The 25,640-nt window shown below is 53.8% G+C and carries 25 protein-coding genes and 1 pseudogene; 10 read left to right on the plus strand and 16 right to left on the minus strand.

Translation table 11 applies throughout. From position 1 onward, the window contains the following. Positions 1–45 precede the first annotated feature (45 nt). From M1D91_RS13425 to M1D91_RS13435, 3 genes are all read right to left on the minus strand, one after another. On the minus strand, positions 46–705 hold the full coding sequence (locus tag M1D91_RS13425) for a tellurite resistance TerB family protein (protein ID WP_437431615.1): 660 nt from the start codon (positions 703–705) through the stop codon (positions 46–48). 97 nt (positions 706–802) lie between these two features. After that, entirely contained in the window at positions 803–1,174 is a 372-nt protein-coding gene (gene yebF, locus M1D91_RS13430; RefSeq protein ID WP_437431616.1) for a protein YebF, read from the minus strand. 64 nt (positions 1,175–1,238) lie between these two features. Next, positions 1,239–1,577 (minus strand): YebG family protein, encoded by a 339-nt coding sequence (locus M1D91_RS13435; protein WP_437431617.1) that lies wholly within the window; start codon positions 1,575–1,577, stop codon positions 1,239–1,241. 129 nt (positions 1,578–1,706) lie between these two features. Between M1D91_RS13435 and purT the strand changes: the two genes are divergently transcribed. After that, on the plus strand, positions 1,707–2,885 hold the full coding sequence (purT, locus tag M1D91_RS13440; RefSeq protein ID WP_437431664.1) for a formate-dependent phosphoribosylglycinamide formyltransferase: 1,179 nt from the start codon (positions 1,707–1,709) through the stop codon (positions 2,883–2,885). Between the two features lie 248 nt (positions 2,886–3,133). Here the strand turns inward: purT and kdgA are convergent, their stop codons facing one another. The 3 genes from kdgA to zwf all read right to left on the minus strand — a co-directional run bounded on the left by kdgA (position 3,134) and on the right by zwf (position 7,332). Then, positions 3,134–3,772: a bifunctional 4-hydroxy-2-oxoglutarate aldolase/2-dehydro-3-deoxy-phosphogluconate aldolase gene (gene kdgA / locus M1D91_RS13445; protein WP_437431618.1), complete on the minus strand. Its 639-nt coding sequence runs from the start codon at positions 3,770–3,772 to the stop codon at positions 3,134–3,136. A 39-nt stretch (positions 3,773–3,811) separates the two neighbouring features. After that, positions 3,812–5,623 carry a phosphogluconate dehydratase gene (gene edd, locus M1D91_RS13450; protein ID WP_437431619.1) on the minus strand — a complete coding sequence of 604 codons (1,812 nt, stop codon included), beginning with the start codon at positions 5,621–5,623 and terminating at the stop codon, positions 3,812–3,814. Between the two features lie 233 nt (positions 5,624–5,856). Further along, positions 5,857–7,332: a glucose-6-phosphate dehydrogenase gene (gene zwf / locus M1D91_RS13455; protein WP_437431620.1), complete on the minus strand. Its 1,476-nt coding sequence runs from the start codon at positions 7,330–7,332 to the stop codon at positions 5,857–5,859. A 343-nt stretch (positions 7,333–7,675) separates the two neighbouring features. On the opposite strand from zwf, the gene M1D91_RS13460 reads away from it, so the two are divergent. Both M1D91_RS13460 and pyk read left to right on the plus strand, forming a co-directional pair. Beyond that, positions 7,676–8,545, plus strand: coding sequence for a MurR/RpiR family transcriptional regulator (locus tag M1D91_RS13460; protein ID WP_437431621.1), 870 nt, complete (start codon positions 7,676–7,678; stop codon positions 8,543–8,545). A 124-nt stretch (positions 8,546–8,669) separates the two neighbouring features. Beyond that, positions 8,670–10,112: a pyruvate kinase gene (pyk, locus tag M1D91_RS13465; protein ID WP_437431622.1), complete on the plus strand. Its 1,443-nt coding sequence runs from the start codon at positions 8,670–8,672 to the stop codon at positions 10,110–10,112. 46 nt (positions 10,113–10,158) lie between these two features. Here the strand turns inward: pyk and lpxM are convergent, their stop codons facing one another. The 3 genes from lpxM to znuA all read right to left on the minus strand — a co-directional run bounded on the left by lpxM (position 10,159) and on the right by znuA (position 13,541). Next, the gene (lpxM, locus tag M1D91_RS13470; RefSeq protein ID WP_437431623.1) at positions 10,159–11,130 is read right to left on the minus strand and encodes a lauroyl-Kdo(2)-lipid IV(A) myristoyltransferase; all 972 of its coding nucleotides are present in this window, start codon (positions 11,128–11,130) and stop codon (positions 10,159–10,161) included. A 119-nt stretch (positions 11,131–11,249) separates the two neighbouring features. Then, on the minus strand, positions 11,250–12,581 hold the full coding sequence (gene mepM / locus M1D91_RS13475) for a murein DD-endopeptidase MepM (protein ID WP_437431624.1): 1,332 nt from the start codon (positions 12,579–12,581) through the stop codon (positions 11,250–11,252). Positions 12,582–12,596: 15 nt separating this feature from the next. Then, positions 12,597–13,541: a zinc ABC transporter substrate-binding protein ZnuA gene (gene znuA / locus M1D91_RS13480; protein ID WP_437431625.1), complete on the minus strand. Its 945-nt coding sequence runs from the start codon at positions 13,539–13,541 to the stop codon at positions 12,597–12,599. 78 nt (positions 13,542–13,619) lie between these two features. Between znuA and znuC the strand changes: the two genes are divergently transcribed. Together znuC and znuB are read left to right on the plus strand one after the other, a co-directional pair. Next, positions 13,620–14,375, plus strand: a complete 756-nt coding sequence (znuC, locus tag M1D91_RS13485; RefSeq protein ID WP_437431626.1) for a zinc ABC transporter ATP-binding protein ZnuC — start codon at positions 13,620–13,622, stop codon at positions 14,373–14,375. Next, positions 14,372–15,157 carry a zinc ABC transporter permease subunit ZnuB gene (gene znuB, locus M1D91_RS13490; RefSeq protein ID WP_437431627.1) on the plus strand — a complete coding sequence of 262 codons (786 nt, stop codon included), beginning with the start codon at positions 14,372–14,374 and terminating at the stop codon, positions 15,155–15,157. The genes znuC and znuB overlap by 4 nt, the downstream gene beginning before the upstream one ends. A gap of 336 nt (positions 15,158–15,493) precedes the next feature. On the opposite strand, the gene ruvB is transcribed toward znuB, so the two are convergent. The 7 genes and pseudogenes from ruvB to aspS all read right to left on the minus strand — a co-directional run bounded on the left by ruvB (position 15,494) and on the right by aspS (position 21,724). Next, entirely contained in the window at positions 15,494–16,504 is a 1,011-nt protein-coding gene (gene ruvB / locus M1D91_RS13495) for a Holliday junction branch migration DNA helicase RuvB (protein WP_437431628.1), read from the minus strand. Between the two features lie 8 nt (positions 16,505–16,512). Beyond that, positions 16,513–17,125 (minus strand): annotated as a pseudogene (ruvA, locus tag M1D91_RS13500) (Holliday junction branch migration protein RuvA). Between the two features lie 155 nt (positions 17,126–17,280). Beyond that, entirely contained in the window at positions 17,281–17,925 is a 645-nt protein-coding gene (locus M1D91_RS13505) for a hypothetical protein (protein ID WP_437431630.1), read from the minus strand. Positions 17,926–17,948: 23 nt separating this feature from the next. Continuing rightward, a complete protein-coding gene (ruvC, locus tag M1D91_RS13510) occupies positions 17,949–18,470 on the minus strand; it encodes a crossover junction endodeoxyribonuclease RuvC (protein WP_437431631.1) in 522 nt (173 codons plus the stop codon). Positions 18,471–18,504: 34 nt separating this feature from the next. Next, positions 18,505–19,245: a YebC/PmpR family DNA-binding transcriptional regulator gene (locus tag M1D91_RS13515; RefSeq protein WP_437431632.1), complete on the minus strand. Its 741-nt coding sequence runs from the start codon at positions 19,243–19,245 to the stop codon at positions 18,505–18,507. Positions 19,246–19,384: 139 nt separating this feature from the next. After that, positions 19,385–19,837, minus strand: a complete 453-nt coding sequence (gene nudB, locus M1D91_RS13520) for a dihydroneopterin triphosphate diphosphatase (protein WP_437431633.1) — start codon at positions 19,835–19,837, stop codon at positions 19,385–19,387. Between the two features lie 117 nt (positions 19,838–19,954). Then, positions 19,955–21,724: an aspartate--tRNA ligase gene (gene aspS / locus M1D91_RS13525; RefSeq protein WP_437431634.1), complete on the minus strand. Its 1,770-nt coding sequence runs from the start codon at positions 21,722–21,724 to the stop codon at positions 19,955–19,957. 265 nt (positions 21,725–21,989) lie between these two features. On the opposite strand from aspS, the gene M1D91_RS13530 reads away from it, so the two are divergent. The 5 genes from M1D91_RS13530 to cmoB are packed head-to-tail and all read left to right on the plus strand — an operon-like array spanning position 21,990 to position 25,566. Further along, a complete protein-coding gene (locus tag M1D91_RS13530) occupies positions 21,990–22,556 on the plus strand; it encodes a hydrolase (RefSeq protein WP_437431635.1) in 567 nt (188 codons plus the stop codon). Next, a complete protein-coding gene (locus M1D91_RS13535; RefSeq protein WP_437431636.1) occupies positions 22,553–23,371 on the plus strand; it encodes a DUF72 domain-containing protein in 819 nt (272 codons plus the stop codon). The genes M1D91_RS13530 and M1D91_RS13535 overlap by 4 nt, the downstream gene beginning before the upstream one ends. A 48-nt stretch (positions 23,372–23,419) precedes the next feature. Next, the gene (locus M1D91_RS13540; RefSeq protein WP_437431637.1) at positions 23,420–23,815 is read left to right on the plus strand and encodes an MAPEG family protein; all 396 of its coding nucleotides are present in this window, start codon (positions 23,420–23,422) and stop codon (positions 23,813–23,815) included. Between the two features lie 39 nt (positions 23,816–23,854). Then, positions 23,855–24,598 carry a carboxy-S-adenosyl-L-methionine synthase CmoA gene (gene cmoA / locus M1D91_RS13545; protein ID WP_437431638.1) on the plus strand — a complete coding sequence of 248 codons (744 nt, stop codon included), beginning with the start codon at positions 23,855–23,857 and terminating at the stop codon, positions 24,596–24,598. Further along, positions 24,595–25,566, plus strand: coding sequence for a tRNA 5-methoxyuridine(34)/uridine 5-oxyacetic acid(34) synthase CmoB (cmoB, locus tag M1D91_RS13550; RefSeq protein ID WP_437431639.1), 972 nt, complete (start codon positions 24,595–24,597; stop codon positions 25,564–25,566). The genes cmoA and cmoB overlap by 4 nt, the downstream gene beginning before the upstream one ends. Positions 25,567–25,640: the final 74 nt, after the last annotated feature.

Here is a 25,640-nt window from a genome sequence, read left to right on the forward strand (position 1 = left end):
GTTGGCAAAAGCTGCCGCCGATGCAAGCGAAACGTGACAACAAGGTTACTGTGGCAGTGCGCGCTTCTGCTCCTGAAGATCGGCTTCAATGCCCTCGCGAACCTCCTGAGGGATCTTCAGCGCATCGCCTAATGCGGCGAGATAGCTACGCTCCATAAAATGGTCGATATCAATGGCAGCGCAGCTCAGGAAGTACACCTCCAACGCCTCTTCTTCATTTTTGATATCCCGGGCCAGGCGCTGAGGGTCCAACGGTTGTTCTATAGCCTGCGCCACCAGTAACCTGCCCTGTTGTTCCACGCCGGCTTCGCGCAGCTGCTGTTCAATAGCGGCACGTTCTTTATCATCAATGTGCCCGTCACTTTTTGCGGCGAACACCAGCGCAAGGATCAATCGTTCCGTTCGGACATCCAGCGGAGAGCTCGTCTGCCCGAACTGGGGTTCATCTTTATGCGCTGCCCTCACTTTATCTTTGTATTTGTTCCATAAAACAGTACCGGCGACCGCACCGCCTCCTGCCAGAAGCGCACTGGTGCCATATTTTGTGAGTAGCTTACGTGATGATTTACTCGAGACCAGTAAACCGGCGAGCCCGCCGAGTGCGCCGGGTACAAGCAGTTTTCCGAGCCCCTGATCGGTAGATGGTGAGCCCGACGCACTTTTTTGGCCGAGCAATGACTGGAGTTGATTTAACCAGTTTGACATGATGTCCCCCGCTTAAGCGATGCCAGAAAGGTTCAGCGTAAGCGAGGGTGTGTCAGGAAATGTCTAAGTCTGCAAAAGAAAAGAAAATTCTGTACGCTTACTGGTGCTGATATTCTGCTTTTCCCGCTTTACAGTCTACCTGGACGAGATAGTGAATATCCGTATTCTTACCGCGCACGGTCAGGGGCACGCGCCATTTATCTTCTTTACCCTGCACGGCTTTTGGGCTAATCCAGGCGACCGGATCGGCCTGCCCAAGTTTTTGCTGATCATCAGCCCAGCGAACAATGCGGTTTTGCAGATAGTCACGCTTGACGCTGGCAGCAATGCCCTCAGCGTTCATTCCCTCACAACCTGGAAAGGTTACTGATTTTTGGTTATCAATGGTGACCGTCTTATCGTCTGCCGCTGAAACCACGAAACTCCCTGCCAGTAACACCGTACCCATTAACACTCCTGCTAATTTCATGCTTTTCTCCTGTGCATATAGCCCATACAAAGCATGGTACAAATTACTGGCAGTGCAAGGTGAATCAGGCAGCAGAGCGCTTCGCTGCGCGTTTGATATCTACAGCCTGGCTTTCGTTATCCGCTTCAGCGGAAACAGCAGCCGACGGGGTGTCCTCTGCTTCAGCCGAGGGGAGCTTACCCGATCGGAAGATGTGGCTCAGAACATCTTTTTGCTCTGCAAGCCACATGGCCATTTGATCGCGCTGCACATCCTCAAATGCAACAGGTGCTTCGCCAAGCCAGGTCTCAAGTACCTCAGCAAGATCAAGCATTTTGTCGTAGGCATCCGCTTCCTTTTTGCTGGCAAAAGACATTTTTTCCTCACCGTTACGAATCACAACATATTTGACTTCAACCGCCATGATACAGCCCCTTACCTGTTTATATATACAGTATATTACCGCACCACTGCCCTGGATGCAAGTCGCAAAAGACATGCGCAAACGTTTTCGTATATACTGCGGCCAGGTTTTTTTGAGGGTGAAATGACGATGACTTGTTTAGGTACTGCGCTGCGTCCGGCAGCAACACGTGTGATGTTACTGGGTTCAGGAGAGCTCGGGAAGGAAGTGGCCATCGAGTGCCAGCGGCTTGGGATTGAAGTCATTGCCGTAGATCGCTATGCCGATGCGCCCGCCATGCAGATTGCGCATCGTAGTCACGTGATTAACATGCTTGACGGCGACGCGCTGAAGGCCGTCGTGGCGCAGGAAAAACCGCACTATATCGTGCCGGAAATTGAAGCGATTGCCACCGATATGCTGATTGAGCTGGAGTCTCAGGGCCAGCATGTCGTGCCGTGCGCCCGTGCGGCAAAACTGACCATGAACCGTGAGGGTATACGCCGTCTTGCTGCTGAAGAGCTGGCACTGCCAACCTCGAGCTACCGTTTTGCTGATAGCGAAGAGGCCTTCCGTGAAGCCGTCAGTGAAATAGGTTTACCCTGTATTGTTAAGCCGGTGATGAGTTCATCAGGCAAGGGTCAGAGCCTCATTCGCACCGCCGGACAGCTGGAAAAAGCCTGGGAGTATGCGCAGCAAGGTGGTCGTGCTGGTGCCGGCCGTGTCATTGTGGAAGGCGTCGTCAATTTTGATTTTGAAATTACCTTATTGACCGTCAGCGCCGTGGATGGCGTTCATTTCTGCGCCCCGGTGGGTCATCGTCAGGAGGACGGCGATTACCGCGAATCCTGGCAGCCGCAGCAGATGAGCGACGTGGCGCTCAAGCGCGCTCAGGAAGTGGCGCGCAAAGTGGTGCTGGCGCTTGGCGGGCATGGCCTGTTCGGCGTAGAACTCTTCGTGTGCGGCGATGAGGTGGTCTTCAGCGAAGTCTCTCCACGTCCCCATGATACCGGGATGGTAACATTGATTTCGCAGGACGTTTCAGAGTTCGCACTTCACGTGCGCGCCTTCCTGGACTTGCCGGTAGGTCAGATTCGCCAGTACGGGCCATCAGCCTCTGCGGTGATTCTGCCTCAGCTGAAAAGTAAGAATGTCACCTTTGATAACCTGCAGAATGCCGTTGGCGCAGGCCTGCAGGTGCGTCTGTTTGGCAAGCCGGAAATTGACGGGACGCGGCGTCTGGGCGTAGCGCTGGCGACAGCGAATTCCGTTGAAGAAGCGGTGGAACGTGCGAAGGCGGCGGCTACAGCGGTAAAAGTTTTTAGTTAACGCGTACCCTGGGATCATTCCCCGGTGCCGCGACTCCCGCGGTACCTTTCTGCCAACCCCGGTGCCGCTACGGGATAGTATTCCGCCATGAGACGCTGAAATCAGCCAGTGAAACGCGGTCAGCGCCGTACAGGGTATCGCCAGCCTTACTCCGGGCGCAGCAGGTTCTGTTGCCTGTAAAAAAGCCGGTGCAATGATATGCACCGGCTTTTATTTTTAACCAGGAACACAACCCGGGTTAAATAAACTTATTTCGCGCCTTCTACCGCTTCGCGAGCCAGTTTAGTAATACGGTCATAATCGCCAGCTTCAAGCGCATCGGCCGGAACCAGCCAGGAACCACCGATACACAGCACGCTTTTCAGCGCCAGATAGTCACGGTAGTTAGCCGGCGAGATACCGCCGGTCGGGCAGAAGCGCACCTGCGAGAAAGGACCTGCGATAGCCTGCAGCGCTTTGGTGCCGCCGTTCGCTTCAGCCGGGAAGAATTTGAACTCTTTCAGACCGTAGTCCATGCCCAGCATCAGTTCCGAAACGGTGCTGATACCCGGAATCAACGGGATGGTACCTTCCGTCGCGGCTTTGAGCAGCGGCTCAGTCAGGCCCGGGCTTATGGCAAACTGTGCGCCTGCTTCGGTCACTTCTTTAAGTTGCTGCGGGTTCAGCACGGTCCCGGCACCAATAATGGCATCCGGCACTTCTTTAGCAATCGCGCGGATAGCATCCATAGCGCATGCGGTACGCAGCGTCACTTCCAGCACGCGTACTCCGCCAGCTACCAGCGCTTTCGCCATCGGGACGGCGTGTTCCAGTTTGTTGACAACAATAACCGGCACAACCGGACCCGTTTTCAGGATTGCTTCTGCACTCGTTTTCCAATTTTTCATCAGAGTTTTTCTCTCGCCAGAACGAATAATCTTGTCGTTTTAAAAATCGATACAGGTTGCGCCCTGTTCCGCGCCGGACAATTTTTCCCGTAACGCGCCGAACATTTCGCGCCCCGTGCCTACGCGCATTGCGCTCAGGTCAGGAATATGTGGCTGACGTGCGGTCAGTTCGGCCTCATCGACCAGCAACGTAAGTTCGCCAGTTTGGCCGTTTACGCGAATCATGTCGCCATCACGCACTTTTGCCAGCAGCCCGCCGTCATACGCCTCAGGCGTGACATGGATGGCGGAAGGCACTTTACCTGATGCGCCGGAGAGGCGTCCATCGGTAACTAACGCTATTTTGAAACAGCGGTCCAATAATACACCAAGTGGCGGCATAAGTTTATGTAATTCTGGCATGCCGTTCGCTTTTGGTCCCTGATGGCGCACAACCACCACGCAATCCTTGTCCAGCAGCCCTGCCTCAAAAGCAGGTAACACGTCATGCTGGCTTTCAAAAACCACAGCCGGCGCTTCGATAACCTGATATTCAACCGGCACGGCGGAGGTTTTCATTACCGCACGGCCCAGGTTACCACTAAGCACTTTAGTACCGCCGTGGCGGGAGAATGGGGCATCGACCGTAGCAATGACCTGTGAATCGAGAGGGGCCATAGCGCCGTCGCGCCAGGCCAGTTCGCCGTTATTAAGCCACGGCTCCAGGGTGTAACGGGAGAGACCAAACCCAGCGACGGTATTGACATCTTCATGCAGCAAGCCGCCTTTGAGCAGCTCACGCATCAGTACCGGTACGCCGCCCGCCGCCTGGAAATGGTTAATGTCGGCCGGGCCGTTCGGGTAGAGTTTCGCCATTAATGGCACGACCTCAGAGAGCTCTGAGAAGTCATCCCAGTTGATAATGATGCCTGCCGCGCGGGCCATCGCAACGAGATGCATGGTGTGGTTTGTCGAACCGCCGGTTGCCAGCAGTGAGACAATGCCGTTCACCACGGCTTTTTCATCAATCATTTTACCAATCGGCATCCATTCACTGCCGTTACCGGTCAGTCGGGTCACCTGACGCGCGGCAGCGCTGGTCAGTGCTTCGCGAAGCGGCGCATCCGGGTGAACAAAGGAGGAACCCGGTAGCTGCATCCCCATAAACTCGATAACCATCTGGTTGGTGTTGGCGGTGCCGTAGAAGGTACAGGTGCCCGGTGCATGGTAAGAAGCCGCTTCGGACTCCAGCAGCGCCATACGATCGACCTTCCCTTCCGCATAGAGCTGGCGAATACGCACTTTCTCTTTATTGGGCAACCCGCTGGCCATCGGGCCTGATGGGACAAACACCGCCGGTAGGTGGCCAAATGAGAGGGCAGCCATTGCCAGACCCGGTACGATTTTATCGCACACGCCAAGGAAGAGTGCACCGTCGAACATGTTATGCGACAGACCCACCGCTGCTGACATGGCAATCACTTCACGACTCAGCAAAGAGAGCTCCATCCCGTCCTGCCCCTGCGTGACACCGTCACACATTGCAGGTACACCGCCCGCAACCTGACCAATCGCATTCACTGAATGCAGCGCCTTGCGAATAATGTCCGGGTAGGTCTCATAAGGCTGGTGTGCGGAGAGCATGTCGTTATAGGAGGTGATGATGGCAATATTGTTACGCAGCATGCTTTTCAGGCCCGCTTTATCTTCGGGCTGGCAGGCCGCGAAGCCATGCGCGAGATTGCCGCACGCCAGCGACGAGCGGTGCACTGTTTCGCTCTTCGCCTGTTCAATGCGTTTTAGGTAGGCTGACCGGCTTTCGCGGGAACGCTCTGCAATACGATTTGTTACGCGTAACAATACTGAGTTCATAAAAGCTCCTGAAAATTTATCTGTCCGGCGCTACGCGTTGCAGGCATTACCAGGGTGGATAAGATCACCGGGATTACTGCATCCGCGCGCCCCAAAGGCAAAATCGCTTCAGCCAGTGTAATAAAAAAAGCCCCGCTGGTGAATCCAGGCGGGGCTTGAAAGATGAAAAATTATCCGGAATTCTGTGTTAGATCATGTTACCGGTAAAATAACGTAACACACCTGTTCAGCCGTTACTCAAACTCGTTCCAAGAACGGCCATCACGGGTAATCATCGCGACGGACGCAACGGGTCCCCAGGTTCCCGCCTGATACGGTTTCGGAGAGTCATTATCCATCGCCCAGGCTTCCGTAATGGAATCCACCCATTTCCAGGCCTCTTCCACCTCATCACGACGAACAAACAGAGCCTGAATCCCACGCATGGTTTCCAGCAGCAGACGCTCGTAAGCATCCGCAAGATGCGTTTCATTAAAGGTTTCGGAATAACTCAGATCCAGCTTGGTTATCTGCAGATTATGCTTGTGATCAAGGCCCGGCACTTTATTAAGTACCTGAATATCTACACCTTCATCCGGTTGCAGGCGAATGGTCAGTTTGTTTTGCGGCAGATCCTGCCATGACTCTTTGAAAAGATTCAGTTCCGGCGTTTTAAAGTAGACGACAACTTCAGAACATTTGGTGGGCAGACGCTTACCGGTACGCAGGTAGAAAGGCACGCCCGCCCAGCGCCAGTTATCGATATCGACGCGAATAGCCACAAAGGTTTCAGTGTTACTGGACTTGTTCGCCCCCTCTTCCTCAAGGTAGCCCGGCACTTTTTTGCCCTGCGCAAAGCCCGCTGAGTACTGACCACGTACGGTTTTTTCACGCACGTTGGTGCGATCGATACGACGCAGTGATTTCAGCACTTTCACTTTTTCATCACGAATAGCGTCGGCGGTAAGGTCGGACGGCGGAGACATGGCAATCATGCACAGAATCTGCAGGAGGTGGTTCTGGATCATATCGCGCATCTGGCCGGCCTGGTCAAAATAGCCCCAGCGCCCTTCAATGCCCACCTCTTCGGCGACAGTGATTTCGACATGATCGATGGTGCGGTTATCCCAGTTATTCACAAACAGAGCATTCGCAAAACGCAGAGCAAGCAGGTTCAGGACGGTCTCTTTGCCAAGATAGTGGTCAATACGATAGACCTGGCACTCTTCAAAATATTCACCCACCTGATCGTTAATTTCACGTGAGGTGGCAAGCGAAGTGCCTAACGGTTTTTCCATCACCACGCGCGCAGGTTTGGCATTCAGTTTTGCTTCACCAAGACCTTTGCAGATGGCGCCAAAGGTGCTGGGCGGCATGGCGAAATAGTTAATGGTGGTACGTTCTTTCTGATTAAGCATTTTACCCAAGCGGGTAAAGGCTTTAACGTCGTTTACATCCAGGTTGCAAAAGTCCAGGCGCCCGCTCAGCGTGTCCCATAAACCTTCATCAATTTTCTCTTTCATGAAGGTTTCGAGCGCTTCACGCACGACTTTGGTGTAGGCTTCTTTATCCCAGTCCGCGCGTCCCACACCCAGGATGCGTGTATCAGGATGAATCTGCCCTGCTTTTTCAAGCTGGTACAGGGAAGGCAGCAATTTTCGGCGTGCGAGATCGCCTTTCGCGCCGAAAATGACCAGGTCACATGCCTGGGCTGTTTGCGTTACCGCCATGTCATTCTCCTCAGTTGGCTTTCCTGGTGCTTATGCCAGGCCTTAGTTGTAATTTTATTACACTGCACTGTACTGCTTTTACGTAAATCACGAAACCGCTAACGCTTATCATGCCGTGCGTTCTTTAATCACCCGGCTGAGATCTGGGTTTTCGCCCGGAAAACGCTGGATGTTTGCCAGATGCCGTGATGGGAAAATCCGACTGTGATCATGTTATGAAAAAAAACAACAACATTTCACGTTGTTACTTACCTTTCCACTACGCGGGGAGGTATATTCTTGCTAAAACGCTTTACGGTTTTACACTCCAGTGGAACCGTTTTACTGATGAGCACGCTGCTAAATGAACATGCTGGAAAAAATCCAGTCCCAACTGGAACACCTTAGCAAATCCGAGCGTAAAGTGGCGGAAGTGATTCTTGCCCTTCCGGACAAAGCCATTCACTCCAGTATCGCCGCCCTCGCTCAGGAAGCGGGTGTCAGTGAACCGACGGTCAATCGTTTTTGCCGCAGTCTTGATACCCGTGGATTTCCCGACTTTAAATTGCATCTGGCACAAAGCCTTGCCAACGGCACCCCCTATGTTAATCGCAATGTCGATGAAGATGACAGCGTAGAAGCATACACGGGGAAAATATTTGAATCCGCAATGGCAAGCCTGGATCATGTTCGCCAGTCGCTGGATATGGCTTCGGTAAACCGGGCTGTTGACCTTCTCACTCAGGCTAAAAAAATCGCTTTCTTTGGCCTCGGTTCCTCAGCGGCTGTCGCACATGATGCGATGAACAAATTTTTTCGCTTTAACGTTCCTGTCGTCTACTCCGACGACATCGTCCTGCAACGCATGAGCTGTATGAATTGCAGTGATGATGATGTGGTTGTGCTGATCTCCCATACGGGTCGTACTAAAAACCTTGTTGAGCTGGCGCAACTGGCACGTGAAAACGATGCCATGGTGATTGCGCTGACCTCCGCCGACACGCCGCTCGCCCGCGAAGCTACCCTTGCCATCACTCTGGATGTGCCTGAAGACACGGATATCTATATGCCGATGGTATCGCGCCTGGCGCAACTGACGGTGATTGATGTACTTGCGACGGGTTTCACATTGCGACGGGGCGCAAAATTCAGGGATAACTTGAAGCGTGTCAAAGAAGCGCTCAAAGAATCGCGCTTTGATAAGGAGCGTTTTATCACAGGCGATAAACATTAATAGTAATAACAAAGTTGTAACATCTTTAGCTATTCGGTTAAATTCATTGTTCGCCGCTCTGGCGTAGCACGAAACCGAATTCATGTTCACGCAACACCTGGTTGTTCAGACAACGGAGTATTACATGTCCAGAAGGCTTCGCAGAACCAAAATCGTTACCACACTTGGCCCGGCTACTGACCGCGACAATAATCTTGAAAAAGTTATCGCTGCGGGTGCCAACGTGGTGCGAATGAATTTTTCTCACGGCACCGCAGAAGATCATAAATTACGTGCAGACAAAGTACGTGAAATTGCGGCAAAACTGGGACGCCATGTCGCTATCCTTGGCGATCTGCAAGGGCCAAAAATCCGTGTGTCGACCTTTAAGGAAGGGAAAGTCTTCCTCAATATTGGCGACAAATTCCTGCTGGATGCCAACCTTGGCAAGGGCGAAGGCGATAAAGAAAAAGTCGGCATTGACTATAAAGGCCTGCCCGCTGATGTTGTCCCTGGCGATATCCTGCTGCTTGATGATGGCCGGGTGCAGCTTAAAGTGCTGGAAGTTCAGGGCATGAAAGTTTTCACGGAAGTGACCGTAGGCGGGCCACTTTCCAATAATAAAGGCATCAACAAACTGGGCGGCGGTCTTTCTGCTGAAGCACTGACGGAAAAAGATAAAGCAGACATCGTGACAGCGGCGATGATCGGGGTTGATTACCTCGCGGTCTCTTTCCCGCGCTGTGGGGAAGACCTGAACTATGCGCGTCGCCTGGCGCGGGATGCAGGATGTGATGCCAAAATCGTCGCCAAGGTTGAACGTGCGGAAGCCGTTTGTAGCCAGGATGCGATGGATGACGTGATCCTCGCCTCCGACGTTGTGATGGTCGCGCGTGGCGATCTGGGGGTGGAGATCGGCGACCCGGAACTGGTCGGTATTCAAAAAGCATTGATTCGTCGTGCCCGTCAGCTTAACCGCTCCGTCATCACGGCAACCCAGATGATGGAATCGATGATCACTAACCCGATGCCAACCCGTGCAGAGGTTATGGACGTGGCTAACGCCGTGCTGGATGGTACTGATGCCGTGATGCTGTCTGCAGAAACCGCAGCTGGCCAGTATCCGGCTGAAACCGTTGCCGCCATGGCGCGTGTATGCCTTGGCGCGGAAAAAATTCCGAGCATCAACGTCTCCAAGCACCGCCTGGACATTCAGTTCGACAACGTAGAAGAAGCGATTGCGATGTCTGCAATGTACGCTGCTAACCATCTGAAAGGGGTGACGGCGATTATCTCGATGACAGAATCAGGCCGCACGGCGCTGATGACATCGCGAATCAGCTCCGGTCTGCCGATTTTCGCCCTCTCCCGCCACGAACGTACGCTGAACCTCACGGCGCTTTACCGTGGCGTTACGCCGGTCTACTTCGACAGCGTGAATGAAGGCGTTGCCGCCGCTAACGATGCGGTCAATCTGCTGCGTGATAAAGGCTATCTGATTTCCGGCGATCTTGTCATCGTCACCCAGGGTGACGTAATGAGCACCGTAGGTACAACCAACACCACCCGTATTCTGACCGTAGAATAAGGGCAGTGAAAAAAGCCCCGCACGCTGCGGGGCTTTTTTATCTCTTCTACTTCTTCGGAAAGAGCTCTTTACGTTTATAAGGCTCTTTATCTCCGGGTTTTCGCGTTTTAAGCAACTTTAAAATCCAGGTGTACTGTTCGGGGTTCGGCCCTACCAGTAATTCCACCTCTTCGTTCATACGACGGGCAATGGTGTTGTCATCCGCGCTATTCAGATCGTCCATTGGCGGGCGAACATGAATAGTGAGACGGTGTGATTTTGCGTCATAAACGGGGAACAGCGGCACAATACGGGCGCGGCATACTTTCATCAGGCGACCAATCGCCGGAAGCGTGGCTTTGTAAGTGGCAAAGAAATCCACGAACTCACTGTGCTCCGGCCCATGATCCTGGTCGGGCAGATAATAGCCCCAGTACCCCTGACGTATGGAGTGAATGAAGGGTTTGATGCCGTCATTTCTGGCATGCAGACGTCCACCAAAACGGCGACGCACGCTATTCCAGACATAGTCAAATACCGGGTTTCCCTGATTATGAAACATCGCGGCTATATTGCGCCCCTGCGACGCCATTAGCATCGCCGGGATATCGACGCCCCAGCCGTGTGGCACAAGAAAAATGACATTCTCGTTGTTTTCCCGCAGTTCATCGATAATGGCCTGCCCCTGCCATTTCACACGCGGCAGCACTTTTTCCGGTCCGCGCAGTGCCAGCTCCGCCATCAACACCATCGCCTGAGGTGCGGTGGCGAACATGTCGTCGATCAACGCCTCACGTTGCGCATCGCTTTGCTCAGGAAAACAGTACAGCAGGTTAATTTGCGCGCGACGGCGCGCACTTTTGCCAAGCTTACCGGCAAGACGTCCAAGCTTACCCAACAGCGGATCGCGCAGCGAAGGGGGGACCATAGCAATACCTGCAAAGGCCAGCACGCCCAGCCATGCGCCCCAGTAACGCGGATGGCGAAATCCCTTTTCAAACTCGGGTATGTATTCAGAATTATTTTTCTTGGTTTCCATGCATATTCCGCAGGCAGACAGGTATCAAAATAAAAAGTAGGCACAGTGTAGCGAGGCGCGCCGGATCCTACAAAAGAAAAAGCCGGCGCGCATGCGGCCGGCTCTCCGGGATGCAACCCTTAATCAAAGCGGAGCTGTGGGAGCACTTCTTTAACCTGCGCCAGGTAATCGCGACGATCTGACCCTGTCAGACCCTCCGTTCTTGGCAGCTTCGCGGTTAACGGGTTGACGGCCTGCTGGTTAATCCACACTTCATAGTGCAAATGTGGTCCGGTAGAACGTCCGGTATTACCAGAAAGCGCAATGCGATCGCCACGCTTCACTTTTTGCCCTTCTTTGACCAGCAGTTTTCGCAGGTGCATGTACCGCGTGGTATAGGTGCGGCCATGACGCACGGCAACGTAGTATCCTGCCGCGCCGCTGCGTTTCGCCACTACCACCTCACCGTCACCGACAGAGAGCACCGGCGTGCCTTGCGGCATGGCGAAATCAACGCCTTTATGCGGTGCAACCCGCCCGGTTACGGGGTTGAGTCGACGTGGATTGAAGTTAGAGGAGACGCGGAATTGTTTCGACGTCGGGAAACGCAAAAAGCCCTTCGCCAGGCCCGTGCCGTTACGATCGTAGAATTTGCCATCTTCAGCGCGAATCGCGTAGTAATCTTTGCCATCTGAGCGCAGACGAACACCCACCAGCTGGCTTTGTTCCTGCTTGCCCTGAAGCATTTCGCGGGACATCAGTACCGAAAATTCATCGCCTTTTTTCAGCTTACGGAAGTCCATTTGCCACTGCATGGCTTTAATAACCGAACTGATTTCGCCACTGCTCAGGCCCGCATCACGGGCGCTGCTGACAAAACTTCCCCCGACAGTCCCTTTCAGCACTGAATTAACCCAGTCTCCTTTCTGAAGTTCGCTGGTCATTTTAAAACCGCCATCAACGCGGTCATACGTGCGGGTTTCGCGGCGGGACATCTCCCAGGTCAGTCGCTGAAGATCGCCTTCGGCCGTCAGGGTCCAGGAGAGTTGTTGACCGATTTTCATATTTCGCAGGTCTTTATCAGCGGCAGCAAGCTGGCTGATATCACCCATCTCAATACCGTACTGATTCAGAATGCTGCTGAGGGTATCACCGGTAGAAACAACATATTCGTGCACGCCCGCTTCGTTCGCGGTTTTATCATCAAGCTCGTCCTGAGGAATGTCTTCAACTTCATCCGGCATAGACTGGTCTATTGGTTCGCTCGCCTCAGGCAGCAGCGATCGGATTTCATTCTTTTCAAGCGTAATGGCTTTGACGATAGGGGCAGGTTCGGTGTGTTCAGGGTGGTAAACATACGGACGCCAGACGGCGACCGTAAGGGTGAGAACTGTAAGTGACCCCAGCATTACGCGGTGGGGTCGGGGCAGATTATTAAATGCCAGGGCGACAGAGCGGGCTATCTGTTGCACGTATCCACTTCCTCGTTAATCTCCTTTCAGGCAGCTCGCATACTGGCTCGACAGCAGGGTCAGGAACTTTGAATAGCTCTCTTTACCAAGCTGGACAGGGGTTCCCAGGGGATCCAGGGTGCCCATTCGGACAGAGGTCCCTCTGGCAACCGCTTCAACGACGGCTGGCCTGAACTGTGGCTCAGCAAAAACGCAGGTTGCTTTTTGCTCAACCAACTGTGTTCTGATTTGATGTAAACGCTGCGCACCGGGTTGAATTTCAGGGTTGACGGTAAAGTGACCCAGCGGGGTCAGCCCGTAATGTTTTTCAAAGTAGCCGTATGCGTCGTGAAAAACGAAATAACCCTTACCCTTCAACGGTGCCAGCTCGCTACCAACCTGCTTGTCGGTCTGAGCTAAGTTTGCCTCAAACGCTTTCAGATTGGCATCCAGCCGGGCTCGGCTTTGCGGCATAAGTTCCACTAATTTATCGTGGATTGCAACCGCCGACATCCGCGCAATCTCCGGTGAAAGCCACAGGTGCATGTTGTAATCACCATGATGATGATGCTCGTCACTATTTTCATCGCCATGATCGTGTCCGGCATGATCATGCTCGTCGTGATCGCTCCCTTTCATGAGCAGAGGTTTCACCTCCGGCAGTGTCGCCATGACCACTTGTTTAGCGGCGGGTATCTGTTGGGCAGATTTGTCCATGAAAGCTTCCATGTCCGGGCCGACCCAAAAGACTAACTCCGCGTTATTTAAGCGTTTTACATCGGATGGGCGCAGAGCATAATCATGTTCTGAGGCGCCATCCGGAAGTAAAACTTCGGTCGTAGTAACCCCATCAGCGATAGCGGAAGCGATGAAGCCAAGCGGTTTCAACGAGGCGACAACGGCGGCGTTTGCGGTGCCTGAAACTGCCCCTAACAGAGCGGTGGAGAGTGTTGCGCAAAGAAGCGTATTTTTATGTAACATAGTGCGACTAATTATCGTAATGAATGGGTGGTATGTGATATTATAACATTCTATCACTTGTGCAACCCCTTAAACGCTATGACTAATTTGATAACGCTTGAAAATGTCTCGGTCAGTTTTGGTCAAAGACGCGTCCTGTCTGATATTTCGCTCAATCTGGAACCGGGTAAAATATTGACCTTGCTGGGTCCAAATGGGGCGGGGAAATCGACGCTTGTACGTGTCGTGCTGGGACTGGTAGCACCGGATTCCGGCACTATCAAGCGCGGCCCTCGACTACAAATCGGCTATGTGCCGCAAAAATTATATCTGGATGCCACCCTCCCCCTGACCGTCGGGCGATTTATGCGGTTGCGTCCGGGTACGCGGAAAGCCGATCTTCTGCCGGCGCTCAAGCGCGTTCAGGCAGCACATCTCATTGATGCGCCAATGCAGAAACTCTCCGGCGGCGAAACCCAGCGCGTTCTGCTGGCGCGCGCTTTGCTTAATAAACCGGAGCTGTTGGTATTAGATGAACCCACGCAGGGTGTGGATGTTAATGGCCAGGTCGCTCTCTACGATCTTATCGATAAGCTACGTCGCGAGCTCCATTGCGCTGTGTTAATGGTTTCCCATGATTTGCATCTGGTAATGGCAAAGACCGATGAAGTGCTGTGCCTGAATCATCATATCTGCTGTTCGGGTGCGCCAGAGGTCGTCTCGATGCATCCCGAATTCATCTCTATGTTTGGCCCGCGCGGCGCTGAGCAACTGGGTATCTATCGTCACCAACATAACCATCGCCATGATTTACAAGGGCGCATTATTTTACGTCAGGGAAATGGACGCGAATGATTGAATTACTGTTGCCCGGCTGGTTTGCCGGGATTCTGCTTGCCTGCGCTGCGGGTCCCCTGGGTTCTTTTGTCGTCTGGCGTCGGATGTCTTATTTTGGCGATACCCTCGCACATGCATCGTTGCTGGGAGTGGCCTTTGGCCTGCTTCTGGATGTGAACCCTTTTTATGCCGTTATCGCGGTAACGTTACTGCTGGCAGCGGGCCTCGTCTGGCTGGAAAAGCGACCGCATCTGGCGGTGGATACGCTGCTTGGTATCATGGCTCACAGCGCACTCTCGCTTGGTATGGTGGTAGTGAGCCTGATGTCGAACATTCGTGTTGACCTGATGGCTTATCTTTTTGGAGATCTTCTTGCCGTTACCCCGCAGGATCTCATTGCCATTGCGCTTGGGGTCTCGGTGGTTATCGCTATTCTTCTCTGGCAATGGCGCAGTCTGCTTTCCATGACTATCAGTCCGGAACTGGCCTTTGTTGACGGGGTTAAAATTCAGCGTGTGAAATTATTACTGATGCTGGTGACGGCCCTGACCATCGGTGTGGCAATGAAATTTGTCGGCGCACTGATTATCACCTCACTGTTAATCATCCCCGCCGCTACAGCCCGTCGTTTCGCGAAGACGCCTGAACAAATGGCCGGTGTGGCGGTAGTCATAGGGATGATTTCTGTTACCGGTGGATTAACCTTCTCGGCCTTTTACGATACGCCCGCAGGCCCTTCCGTGGTGCTGTGTGCGGCGCTGATGTTTGTGCTTACGATGGTGAAAAAGGCAGCCAACTGAATTTCAACTCCCTTTAGCAGAACCTCCCCGCCCACGCGGGGAGCCTGCCTGTCGCGCGCCGAAGGATATCTCATCCTCCTCCCCTTGTGGTTTTAAATTTGCACCCTGTGATCTTTTTCTCACTTCGGGACTTCTCTGACGGTGCGCGCACCTAAGCCCTTCTAAAGTTTAATCAGGGAGTTACTTCAAAGGGTAAGGAGAGGCCAGCCAGACGGGAGGTGCATATGCTACTCATCGGAACAGGCATCCTTTTGTTAATTATCCTGCTGGCGGTCGTGGTTTCCCGATCAGCCATGCAGGATATAGAAAATGACTATTGACCGCCTGAAGGGCGTTTCAGGGGAGTGCGGGCGGGGTAATACCGAAGTGGTTCCAGGCACGTACCGTGGCCATACGCCCGCGCGGCGTGCGCTGCAAAAAACCCTGCTGGATAAGATAAGGCTCAAGCACGTCTTCAATGGTTTCGCGCTCTTCGCCAATGGCGGCGGCGAGGTTATCCAGCCCTACCGGTCCGCCGAAGAACTTATCAATCACCGCCAGAAGCAGTTTACGGTCCATATAATCAAAGCCTTCAGCATCCACATTCAGCATATCCAGCGCCTGCGCCGCCACATCCACCGATATGGCACCATCATGTTTCACTTCAGCAAAATCCCGCACGCGGCGTAACAGACGGTTGGCGATACGTGGGGTCCCGCGTGCGCGTCTGGCCACTTCCAGCGCGCCATCGTCGCTCATATCAAGGCCCATAAAACGTGCGCTTCGCCCGACGATATGCTGCAGATCGGCCACCTGATAAAACTCAAGGCGCTGAACAATTCCGAAACGATCGCGCAGCGGCGAGGTTAAGGAGCCTGCCCGTGTGGTCGCACCAATCAGCGTAAAGGGGGGTAAATCGATTTTGATTGACCGCGCCGCCGGCCCCTCACCAATCATAATATCGAGCTGGTAGTCTTCCATTGCGGGGTAGAGCACTTCTTCGACGACCGGCGAGAGCCGATGAATTTCATCGATAAACAGAACATCATGCGGCTCAAGGTTAGTCAGCATTGCGGCGAGATCGCCCGCCTTCTCCAGCACCGGTCCGGACGTGGTACGCAGATTGACGCCCATCTCATTAGCCACGATGTTTGCAAGCGTGGTTTTCCCCAGACCCGGTGGGCCGAAGATCAACAGGTGATCCAGCGCATCACCGCGCTGTTTCGCCGCCTGAATGAATATTTCCATCTGCGATCGCACCTGTGGCTGACCGACATACTCAGCCAACATCTTCGGGCGAATAGCTCTGTCCGCAACCTCTTCCGCAGTCATACTGCCAGGGGAAATCAGACGGTCTGCTTCTATCATCCTTTACCTCACAACGCGGCGCGTAATGCTTCGCGGATTAGCGATTCACTGCTGGCATCGGATTTAGCGATTTTGCTTACCATCCGGCTGGCTTCCTGAGGTTTATAGCCCAGCGCCACCAATGCCGCAACGGCTTCCTGTTCCGCATCATCCGCCGTCGGACCTGATGGCGAAGTCAGTACCAGATCAGCTGCCGGCGTAAAGAGATCGCCATGCAGACCTTTAAAGCGGTCTTTCATTTCAACAATCAGACGCTCAGCGGTTTTTTTTGCCGATACCCGGCAATTTTATCAGCGCCGCAGGATCTTCACGCTCCACCGCATTAACAAACTGCTGTGCGTTCATACCGGAGAGAATTGCCAGTGCGAGCTTTGGCCCGACGCCGTTGGTTTTGATTAACTCACGAAACAGCGTGCGCTCCTGCTTATTGTTAAAACCAAACAGCAGATGCGCGTCTTCACGCACCACAAAATGGGTGAAGACCACCGCCTCTTTACCGGCTTCAGGTAGTTCGTAGAAGCAGGTCATTGGCATATGCACTTCGTAACCCACGCCTCCGACTTCCATCAATACCAGAGGGGGCTGCTTTTCAAGAATAATGCCTCTGAGTCTGCCTATCACATGACGCTCCTGCGTAAGGGCCGAAGAAAATATGGGGTATCATAAAAAAAGGCTGGATAGATATCCAGATGAAAAACAGCGAATCATGGCGCGAGCGTGAATTAACCCGCCGTTTCTACCCTACCCTGATGCGATAACGTCGCGGTGCTGGCCCATCAGGGGCCCTTTTTCTGGCGCACATGATAGGTAATACAGTCCACCCTGCACATTTTGCGCCCAGACCTGACGCGTTCACAGGTGCGGAATGTTGCGCATACGCGATACCTGTCACCAATGAATCGCTGCGCTTCATCGCCATCTTCCGTCTCCAGCAGGAGCTGACGTTTGGGGGTACAAACCCGGAAAATCAGCCTCTGCGCCCTCCTGCGCCTCGCAAAGCGATGTATCAGCCAGGTAAAACTGACGAAAGCCAGGATTGCCCATGCCATGATGAGCGCCGGGATCCGGCTTGGAATAAAGAAAAGGTCGTCGCAGGGTTTGGCAATAGCGGGACGGTTTTGCACGACGTGCATGCAGAGTAGCGCATCCGGCGGCAGGCGCGCTTTATCAACGTGCCAGTGCCAGGTTTTCGCCCCAGCCCGCCAGCTGACATCGTACGCATATTGCGCCGAGCAATCTTTTCTGCCGCGAAAATAAGTGCAGGTGTCATACCATTGCCGCTCGGCACTGCTGGTTACTTGCAGCCCGGACACCCTGGCCATGGAAACCGTACTGGTTCGATACCAGGGATACTCGGACCAGAACACATACCCGTTCAGAACGAGGAAAAGAATAAAAAGCGCTTTTATTACCCGCGACATCGCTGACCTCGTCACAACAGGGTTTAGCGCAGCCGTCCCCGCGCCAGATTCAGCCGGGAGTCGCTCATCTGCATCGCATTCTGACTGACATGGCAATGCGTAATCGCAATGGCAAGGGCATCGGCAGCATCCGCCTGCGGGTTCGCCGGCAGCTTCAGTAGGGTACGCACCATGTGCTGAACCTGCGTTTTTTCTGCACCACCGTTCCCGACCACCGTCTGCTTGACCTGGCGAGCGGCATACTCAAAAACGGGCAGGTCCTGATTGACGGCGGCAACGATGGCCACGCCGCGCGCCTGGCCAAGCTTCAGGGCTGAATCAGCATTTTTGGCCATAAAGACTTGTTCGATAGCAAAATAATCGGGCTGGAACTGGGTGATGATTTCCGTCACCCCTGCGTAAATCAGCTTCAGGCGCGAGGGTAAATCATCGACTTTGGTACGGATGCATCCGGAGCCCAGGTAGGACAGTTGCCTGCCTACCTGGCGGATCACACCGTAACCGGTGACGCGCGACCCCGGATCGATACCGAGAATAATAGACATCACGCATCTCCTTTTAACGGTTCAGAGCGTCTCATTACAGCGTTGCTGCAACCTCATCAGAGATCTCACCGTTATGGTAAACTTCCTGAACATCGTCGCAGTCTTCAAGCATATCAATCAGACGCAGCAGTTTTGGTGCCGTTTCTGCATCCATGTCCGCTTTGGTTGAGGGGATCATTGACACTTCAGCCGCGTCCGCTTTCAGGCCCGCCGCTTCCAGCGCATCACGCACTGTACCCATCTCTTCCCAGGCCGTATAAACGTCGATTGCGCCGTCATCATAGGTCACCACGTCTTCGGCACCCGCTTCCAGCGCCGCTTCCATGATGACGTCTTCGTCGCCTTTCTCGAAGGAGATAACGCCTTTTTTACTGAACAGATATGCGACTGAGCCGTCAGTGCCCAGGTTACCACCCGTTTTGCTGAAAGCGTGACGCACTTCGGCAACGGTACGGTTACGGTTATCGGAAAGGCACTCCACCATCACCGCTGTGCCGCCAGGACCGTAACCTTCATAAATGATGGTTTCCATGTTTGCATCTTCATCACCGCCAACGCCACGCGCAATGGCGCGGTTCAGGGTGTCACGCGTCATGTTGTTGGACAGCGCCTTATCAATCGCCGCACGCAGGCGTGGGTTAGAGCCCGCATCCCCGCCGCCGAGACGGGCCGCGGTGACCAGTTCACGAATGATTTTAGTGAAGATTTTACCGCGCTTGGCATCCTGTGCCGCTTTGCGGTGCTTGGTGTTGGCCCATTTACTATGACCTGCCATAACTATTTCCTCAAAATTATCCTGCGCCTTTCAGCTACCAGATGCGTTGGCTACGACCGCTCATACCTGTCACTTACCACTGTAAGCTCCTGGCGATTCGCGGTCTTGCCGCCTTCCTGGAAACCGGATGGTCTGGAAATTAATTAACGTTAATTACAAATTCTTCAATTGCCTGCCGGTTACTCCATGATTTGGTTAATGCAGCCGCTTCTGGCGCATCAACCCAGCGGTAAGCCAGGTGTTCTGTAAACACGATGGCGCGCTCATGGGGAAGCGCAAGACAGAACCAGGATTCTGTATTGCGCTCAATACCCGGGGCGTATCGATGACGTAAATGACTAAAAATTTCAAACTCCACCGTGCGTTGACAGTCCATCAAGGTCAGTTGCTCTTTCGCAACGTTAATCGTGACCTCTTCCTCTACTTCGCGCACGGCGGCCTGCGACGGGAGCTCCCCCTCTTCCAGACTTCCGGTAACCGACTGCCAGAAATCAGGATCGTCACGTCGCTGTAGCATCAGCACCCGCTTCGTGTCCTGAGCATAGATAACAACCAGCACAGAAACAGGGCGCTTGTACACTTTATCCTTCACACTGCCTCGTTGTTGGCTGCCCTCGTTCATCCCATTTACATAGTCATCTATGCTCATGAGAATTCACTCAGTTGCCGCCGCGATGCAGGGCGAAGGATTTCGTGTAGATAAGCCATATCAGTTTTTCTCTTCCTTTTTCACCACTTCGATACCCAGCTCGGTTAAAGATGCCGGGTTAGCAAAGCTCGGTGCTTCTGTCATCAGACAAGCAGCGGCGGTGGTTTTCGGGAAGGCAATCACATCACGAATGTTGTCGGTTCCGGTCAGCAGCATGGTCAGACGGTCAAGACCGAAGGCCAGGCCCGCATGCGGCGGGGTACCATATTTCAGCGCATCAAGCAGGAAGCCAAATTTCTCACGCTGTTCCTGCTCGTTGATGCCCAGGATGCCGAACACGGTCTGCTGCATCTCACCGCTGTAAATACGTACGGAACCGCCACCCACTTCATAACCGTTGATGACCATATCGTAGGCGTTAGCCACCGCTTCTTCCGGTGCTGCTTTCAGCTCGGCTGCGGTCATGTCTTTAGGTGAGGTGAAGGGGTGGTGCATCGCCGTCAGGCCACCTTCGCCATCGTCTTCAAACATCGGGAAGTCGATAACCCACAACGGTGCCCATTTGTTTTCATCGGTCAGGCTGAGATCTTTACCCAGTTTCAGACGCAGCGCGCCCAGCGCATCGGCAACCACTTTTTTGTTGTCAGCGCCGAAGAAGATCATGTCGCCATCCTGCGCACCGGTGCGTTCCAGAATGGCTTCCACAATCTCTGAATTCAGGAACTTGGCTACCGGGCTGTTAATGCCTTCCAGCCCTTTAGCGCGTTCATTAACCTTGATGTACGCCAGTCCTTTCGCGCCATAAATCTTCACGAAATTGCCGTACTCATCGATAAGCTTACGGGTCAGGGCCGCGCCACCGGGCACACGCAGAGCCGCCACGCGTCCTTTAGGATCGTTGGCCGGGCCTGCAAAGACAGCAAACTCAACGGATTTCAGCAGATCCGCTACGTCCACCAGCTCCATCGGGTTACGCAGATCCGGCTTATCGGAGCCGTAACGGCGCTCGGCTTCAGCAAAGGTCATGATCGGGAACTGCCCCAGATCCACGCCTTTAATATCCAGCCACAGCTTGCGAATCAAATCTTCCATCACTTCGCGTACCTGCGGTGCGGTCATGAAAGAGGTTTCGACGTCGATCTGGGTGAACTCCGGCTGGCGGTCAGCACGCAGGTCTTCGTCACGGAAGCATTTAACAATCTGGTAGTAACGGTCAAAACCGGACATCATCAACAGCTGTTTGAACAGCTGAGGTGACTGCGGCAGTGCGTAAAACTTACCTTTATGCACGCGGCTTGGCACCAGGTAGTCACGAGCGCCTTCCGGCGTCGCTTTGGTCAGCATCGGCGTTTCGATGTCCAGGAAGCCGTGGTCATCCATAAAGCGACGCACAAAGCTGGTGATTTTCGCTCGGGTTTTCAGACGCTGCGCCATTTCCGGGCGACGCAGATCGAGATAGCGGTATTTCAGACGCGCTTCTTCGGTGTTGACCTGATTGGAGTCCAGCGGCAACGGCTCGGAACGGTTGATAATGGTGAGTTCTGTGGCAAAGACCTCGACTTCACCCGTTGCCATGTCGCTGTTGACGTTTTTCTCGTCGCGCGCACGCACCGTGCCGGTGACGACGATGCAGAACTCATTACGCAGTTCAGAGGCCAGCTTAAAGGCTTCTGCATCCGGATCGAAGAACACCTGAACGATGCCTTCGCGGTCACGCATATCGATGAAAATAAGGCTGCCGAGATCACGACGACGGTTGACCCAACCACACAAAGTCACCTGCTGCCCGACGTGGGTCTTACGCAGTTGCCCGCAATATTCTGTACGCATGAGATATCCCTTAACTTAGCCGCAGGCTGTTTGTTGCCTGCCCTGCAGGCGACGTTATCGCAGCTTTAGCTGAATGTCACAACTGGATGAAAAAAGGCGGCTATTATACTGGAAATAATGGCTGACGATAAGCCCGATACTGCCTGTACGCGCGTTTGCTGCACGCTTAGCGGCTATTCTCACAAAAATTAACAAAAATTGTAAACCGTGCAGGAGTGCGTACCGGGTAAGGTAATGTGATGCCGTTCATATTCCAGGAGTAATTATGCTGCAACTTGATGCCACAAAAACCGCGCTGGTCGTTATCGATTTACAGGAAGGTATTCTGCCTTTCGCCGGCGGACCCTATAGCGCAGCCCAGGTGGTCTCCCGCTCCGCTAAACTGGCGGATAAATTCCGTGCCGCAGGTGCGCCCGTTATGCTGGTGCGCGTGGGCTGGTCGGCGGATTTTGCTGAAGCATTAAAACAGCCGGTGGATGCTGCAGCAGGCGGACATGCCCTGCCTGAAAACTGGTGGGACTACCCCGCGGCTTTGGGTAAACAGGAGAGCGATATTGAAGTGACCAAACGCCAGTGGGGGGCTTTTTACGGCACCGATCTTGAGCTGCAACTGCGCCGCCGTGGCATTGAAACCATCGTGCTGTGCGGTATCTCAACCAACATTGGCGTCGAGTCAACTGCCCGTAACGCATGGGAACTGGGCTTCAGTCTGGTGGTTGTCGAAGATGCCTGTGCCGCCGCAACCGCTGAACAACACCAGGGGAGCATGACAAACATCTTCCCGCGCATTGGCCGCGTTCGCACAACAGACGAGATCCTCGCCGCGCTATGATCTATCTTGGCCTTCCACAGTGGTCGCACCCCAAATGGGTGCGCATGGGTATCACCGGGCTTGAAGAGTACGCCCGACACTTTAACTGCGTGGAGGGTAACACGACGCTTTACGCCCTGCCGAAAGCAGAAATCGTTCAGCGCTGGCGGGAACAGACACAAGATAATTTCCGTTTTTGCTTTAAATTCCCGGCCACCATTTCCCATACCGCCTCGCTGCGCCAGTGTGGCGATTTGACGCTGGAATTTTTTACCCGCATGACGCCTCTGGCCGATCGCATCGGCCAGTACTGGTTACAGCTTCCGGCTACGTTTGGTCCGCGCGACATGCCTGCGCTTTGGGCTTTTCTGGATAGCTTACCGGCGGAATTTACCTATGGCGTGGAAGTGCGCCACCCGTCGTTTTTTGCCAAAGGCGATGATGAACGCTTTCTCAACCGTGGGCTGCATCAGCGTAACGTCAACCGCGTGATCCTCGACAGCCGCCCGGTTCATTGCGCCATACCGCATAGTGAAGCGGTGAGAGAGGCGCAACGGAAAAAACCGAAAGTCCCGGTGCACGCGCTGGTCACCGCACATAACCCAATGGTGCGCTTTATCGGTAGCGATAACATGCTACAGAACCGCGAATTATTTGCGGTCTGGCTGGAAAAACTGCCCTTATGGGAAAAGACCACCACGCCTTATCTCTTTCTGCATACGCCGGATATTGCCCAGGCTCCTGAGCTTGTGGATACCTTATGGCACGATTTGCAGCAGGCCGTGCCTTCTGTTGGCACTCCTCCGTCCATCCCTTCGCAATCTTCTCTTTTCTGAATGGATTACCTATCATTGTAAAGCCATCAGGTATTAAAGGGAGTTTGTATGGTTAGCGCGCTGTATGCCGTGCTGGGTGCGTTACTGCTCATTAAGTTTTCTTTTGATGTTGTTCGTCTGCGGATGCAATACCGCGTCAGCTATGGCGACGGTGGGTTCAGCGAGCTGCAAAGTGCAATCCGCATTCACGGAAACGCGGTGGAGTACATCCCCGTTGCGTTGATCCTGTTGCTGTTTATGGAAATGAATGGCGCCGAAACCTGGATGGTTCATGTGTGCGGCATTCTGCTGATTGTCGGGCGACTGATGCACTACTATGGTTTTCATCATCGCCTGTTTCGCTGGCGGCGTTCAGGCATGAGCGCCACCTGGTGTGCCCTGCTGCTGATGGCGCTTGCCAACCTGTGGTATATGCCGTGGGAGTTGGTTTTCTCCCTGCGTTAGCGCACAATACGCCACTTTGTTTTCCCAGGTATTTACATTATGTCTAACCGCGACACGCTTTTTTCCGCGCCTATCGCCAGCCTGGGCGACTGGACTTTCGATGAACGGGTAGCTGAAGTCTTCCCCGATATGATCCAGCGTTCCGTTCCGGGTTACTCCAACATTATTTCGATGATCGGCATGCTTGCCGAACGCTTCGTGCAGCCGCAGACGCAGATTTACGATCTGGGTTGTTCACTGGGTGCGGCCACGCTGTCGGTACGCCGCAACATTCATCATGACGGTTGCAAAATTATCGCCGTGGACAACTCCCCTGCAATGGTGGAGCGCTGCCGTCGTCATATCGACGCCTATAAAGCGCCAACACCCGTCCAGGTTGTTGAGGGTGATATCCGTGATGTGACCATCGAAAACGCCTCGCTGGTGGTGCTGAACTTCACCCTGCAATTCCTTGAGCCAGCAGAGCGTCAGGCACTGCTCGACAAGATTTATCAGGGGCTGAACCCAGGTGGTGCGCTGGTCCTGTCCGAGAAATTCAGCTTTGAAGATGAAACCGTCGGTGAGTTGTTATTTAACATGCATCACGACTTTAAGCGCGCCAACGGCTACAGCGAGCTGGAGATCAGCCAGAAACGCAGCATGCTGGAAAATGTGATGCTGACGGACTCCGTCACCACCCACAAATCACGCCTGCGCAGCGCCGGGTTTGAGCACAGCGAAGTCTGGTTCCAGTGTTTTAACTTCGGTTCACTGGTGGCTGTTAAAGCAGGGAATGGCGCATGATTACCTTTGAGCGTTTTTATCAGCAAATTGCCGTCAGCCCGCTATCACACTGGCTGGAAACCCTGCCGGCACAAATTGCCAGCTGGCAGCGTGAATCGGTGCACGGGCAAGTCAAGCAGTGGACCAGCGCGATAAACTATCTGCCTGAGCGAAAACCGCACCACCTCGATCTGCTTAATGGTGTCATTGCATCAAGTGAAGCGCCATTAAGTGCCGGTGAACTGACCCGCATTGAAACTCATCTGCGCAATCTGATGCCGTGGCGTAAAGGCCCTTTCTCTCTTTACGGGCTGCAGATCAACACTGAGTGGCGCTCTGACTGGAAATGGGATCGCGTTTTACCTCATCTTTCCGATCTGCGTGGCCGCACAATCCTCGATGTGGGGTGCGGGAGCGGTTATCACCTGTGGCGCATGATCGGGGCCGGGGCAAAATTCGCCGTGGGTATCGACCCGACACCGCTGTTCCTGCATCAGTTCGAAGCGGTGCGTAAGCTGTTAGGTGACGATCGCCGCGCCCATCTGTTGCCGCTGGGCATTGAGCAGCTTCCTGCCCTGAATGCTTTCGATACCGTCTTCTCAATGGGCGTGCTCTACCATCGTCGATCTCCGCTGGAGCATCTCTGGCAGCTTAAAGATCAACTGGTGCAGGACGGCGAGCTGGTGCTGGAGACGCTGGTGGTCGAGGGTGACGAGAATACCGTTCTGGTACCAGGCGATCGCTATGCGCAAATGCGCAACGTCTATTTCATTCCCTCCGCCGCCGCGTTGAAGAACTGGCTGGAAAAGTGCGGTTTTGTTGATGTGCGTATAGTTGACGTCTGCACAACGACGGTCGAAGAGCAGCGCCGTACCGACTGGATGATCACCGAATCGCTGGCCGAATTCCTTGACCCCAACGACAGCAGCAAAACCATAGAGGGCTACCCCGCCCCGGTTCGCGCCGTGCTGATTGCCAGAAAGCCCTAATCTCTGTTCAAACCAGCAGCAGAGGCATTGCAGCAACGCAGCGAGTTCCCGGGAGTTTAGACCGGGGCGAGCGA

This window comes from Enterobacter sp. SA197 (assembly GCF_054131575.1).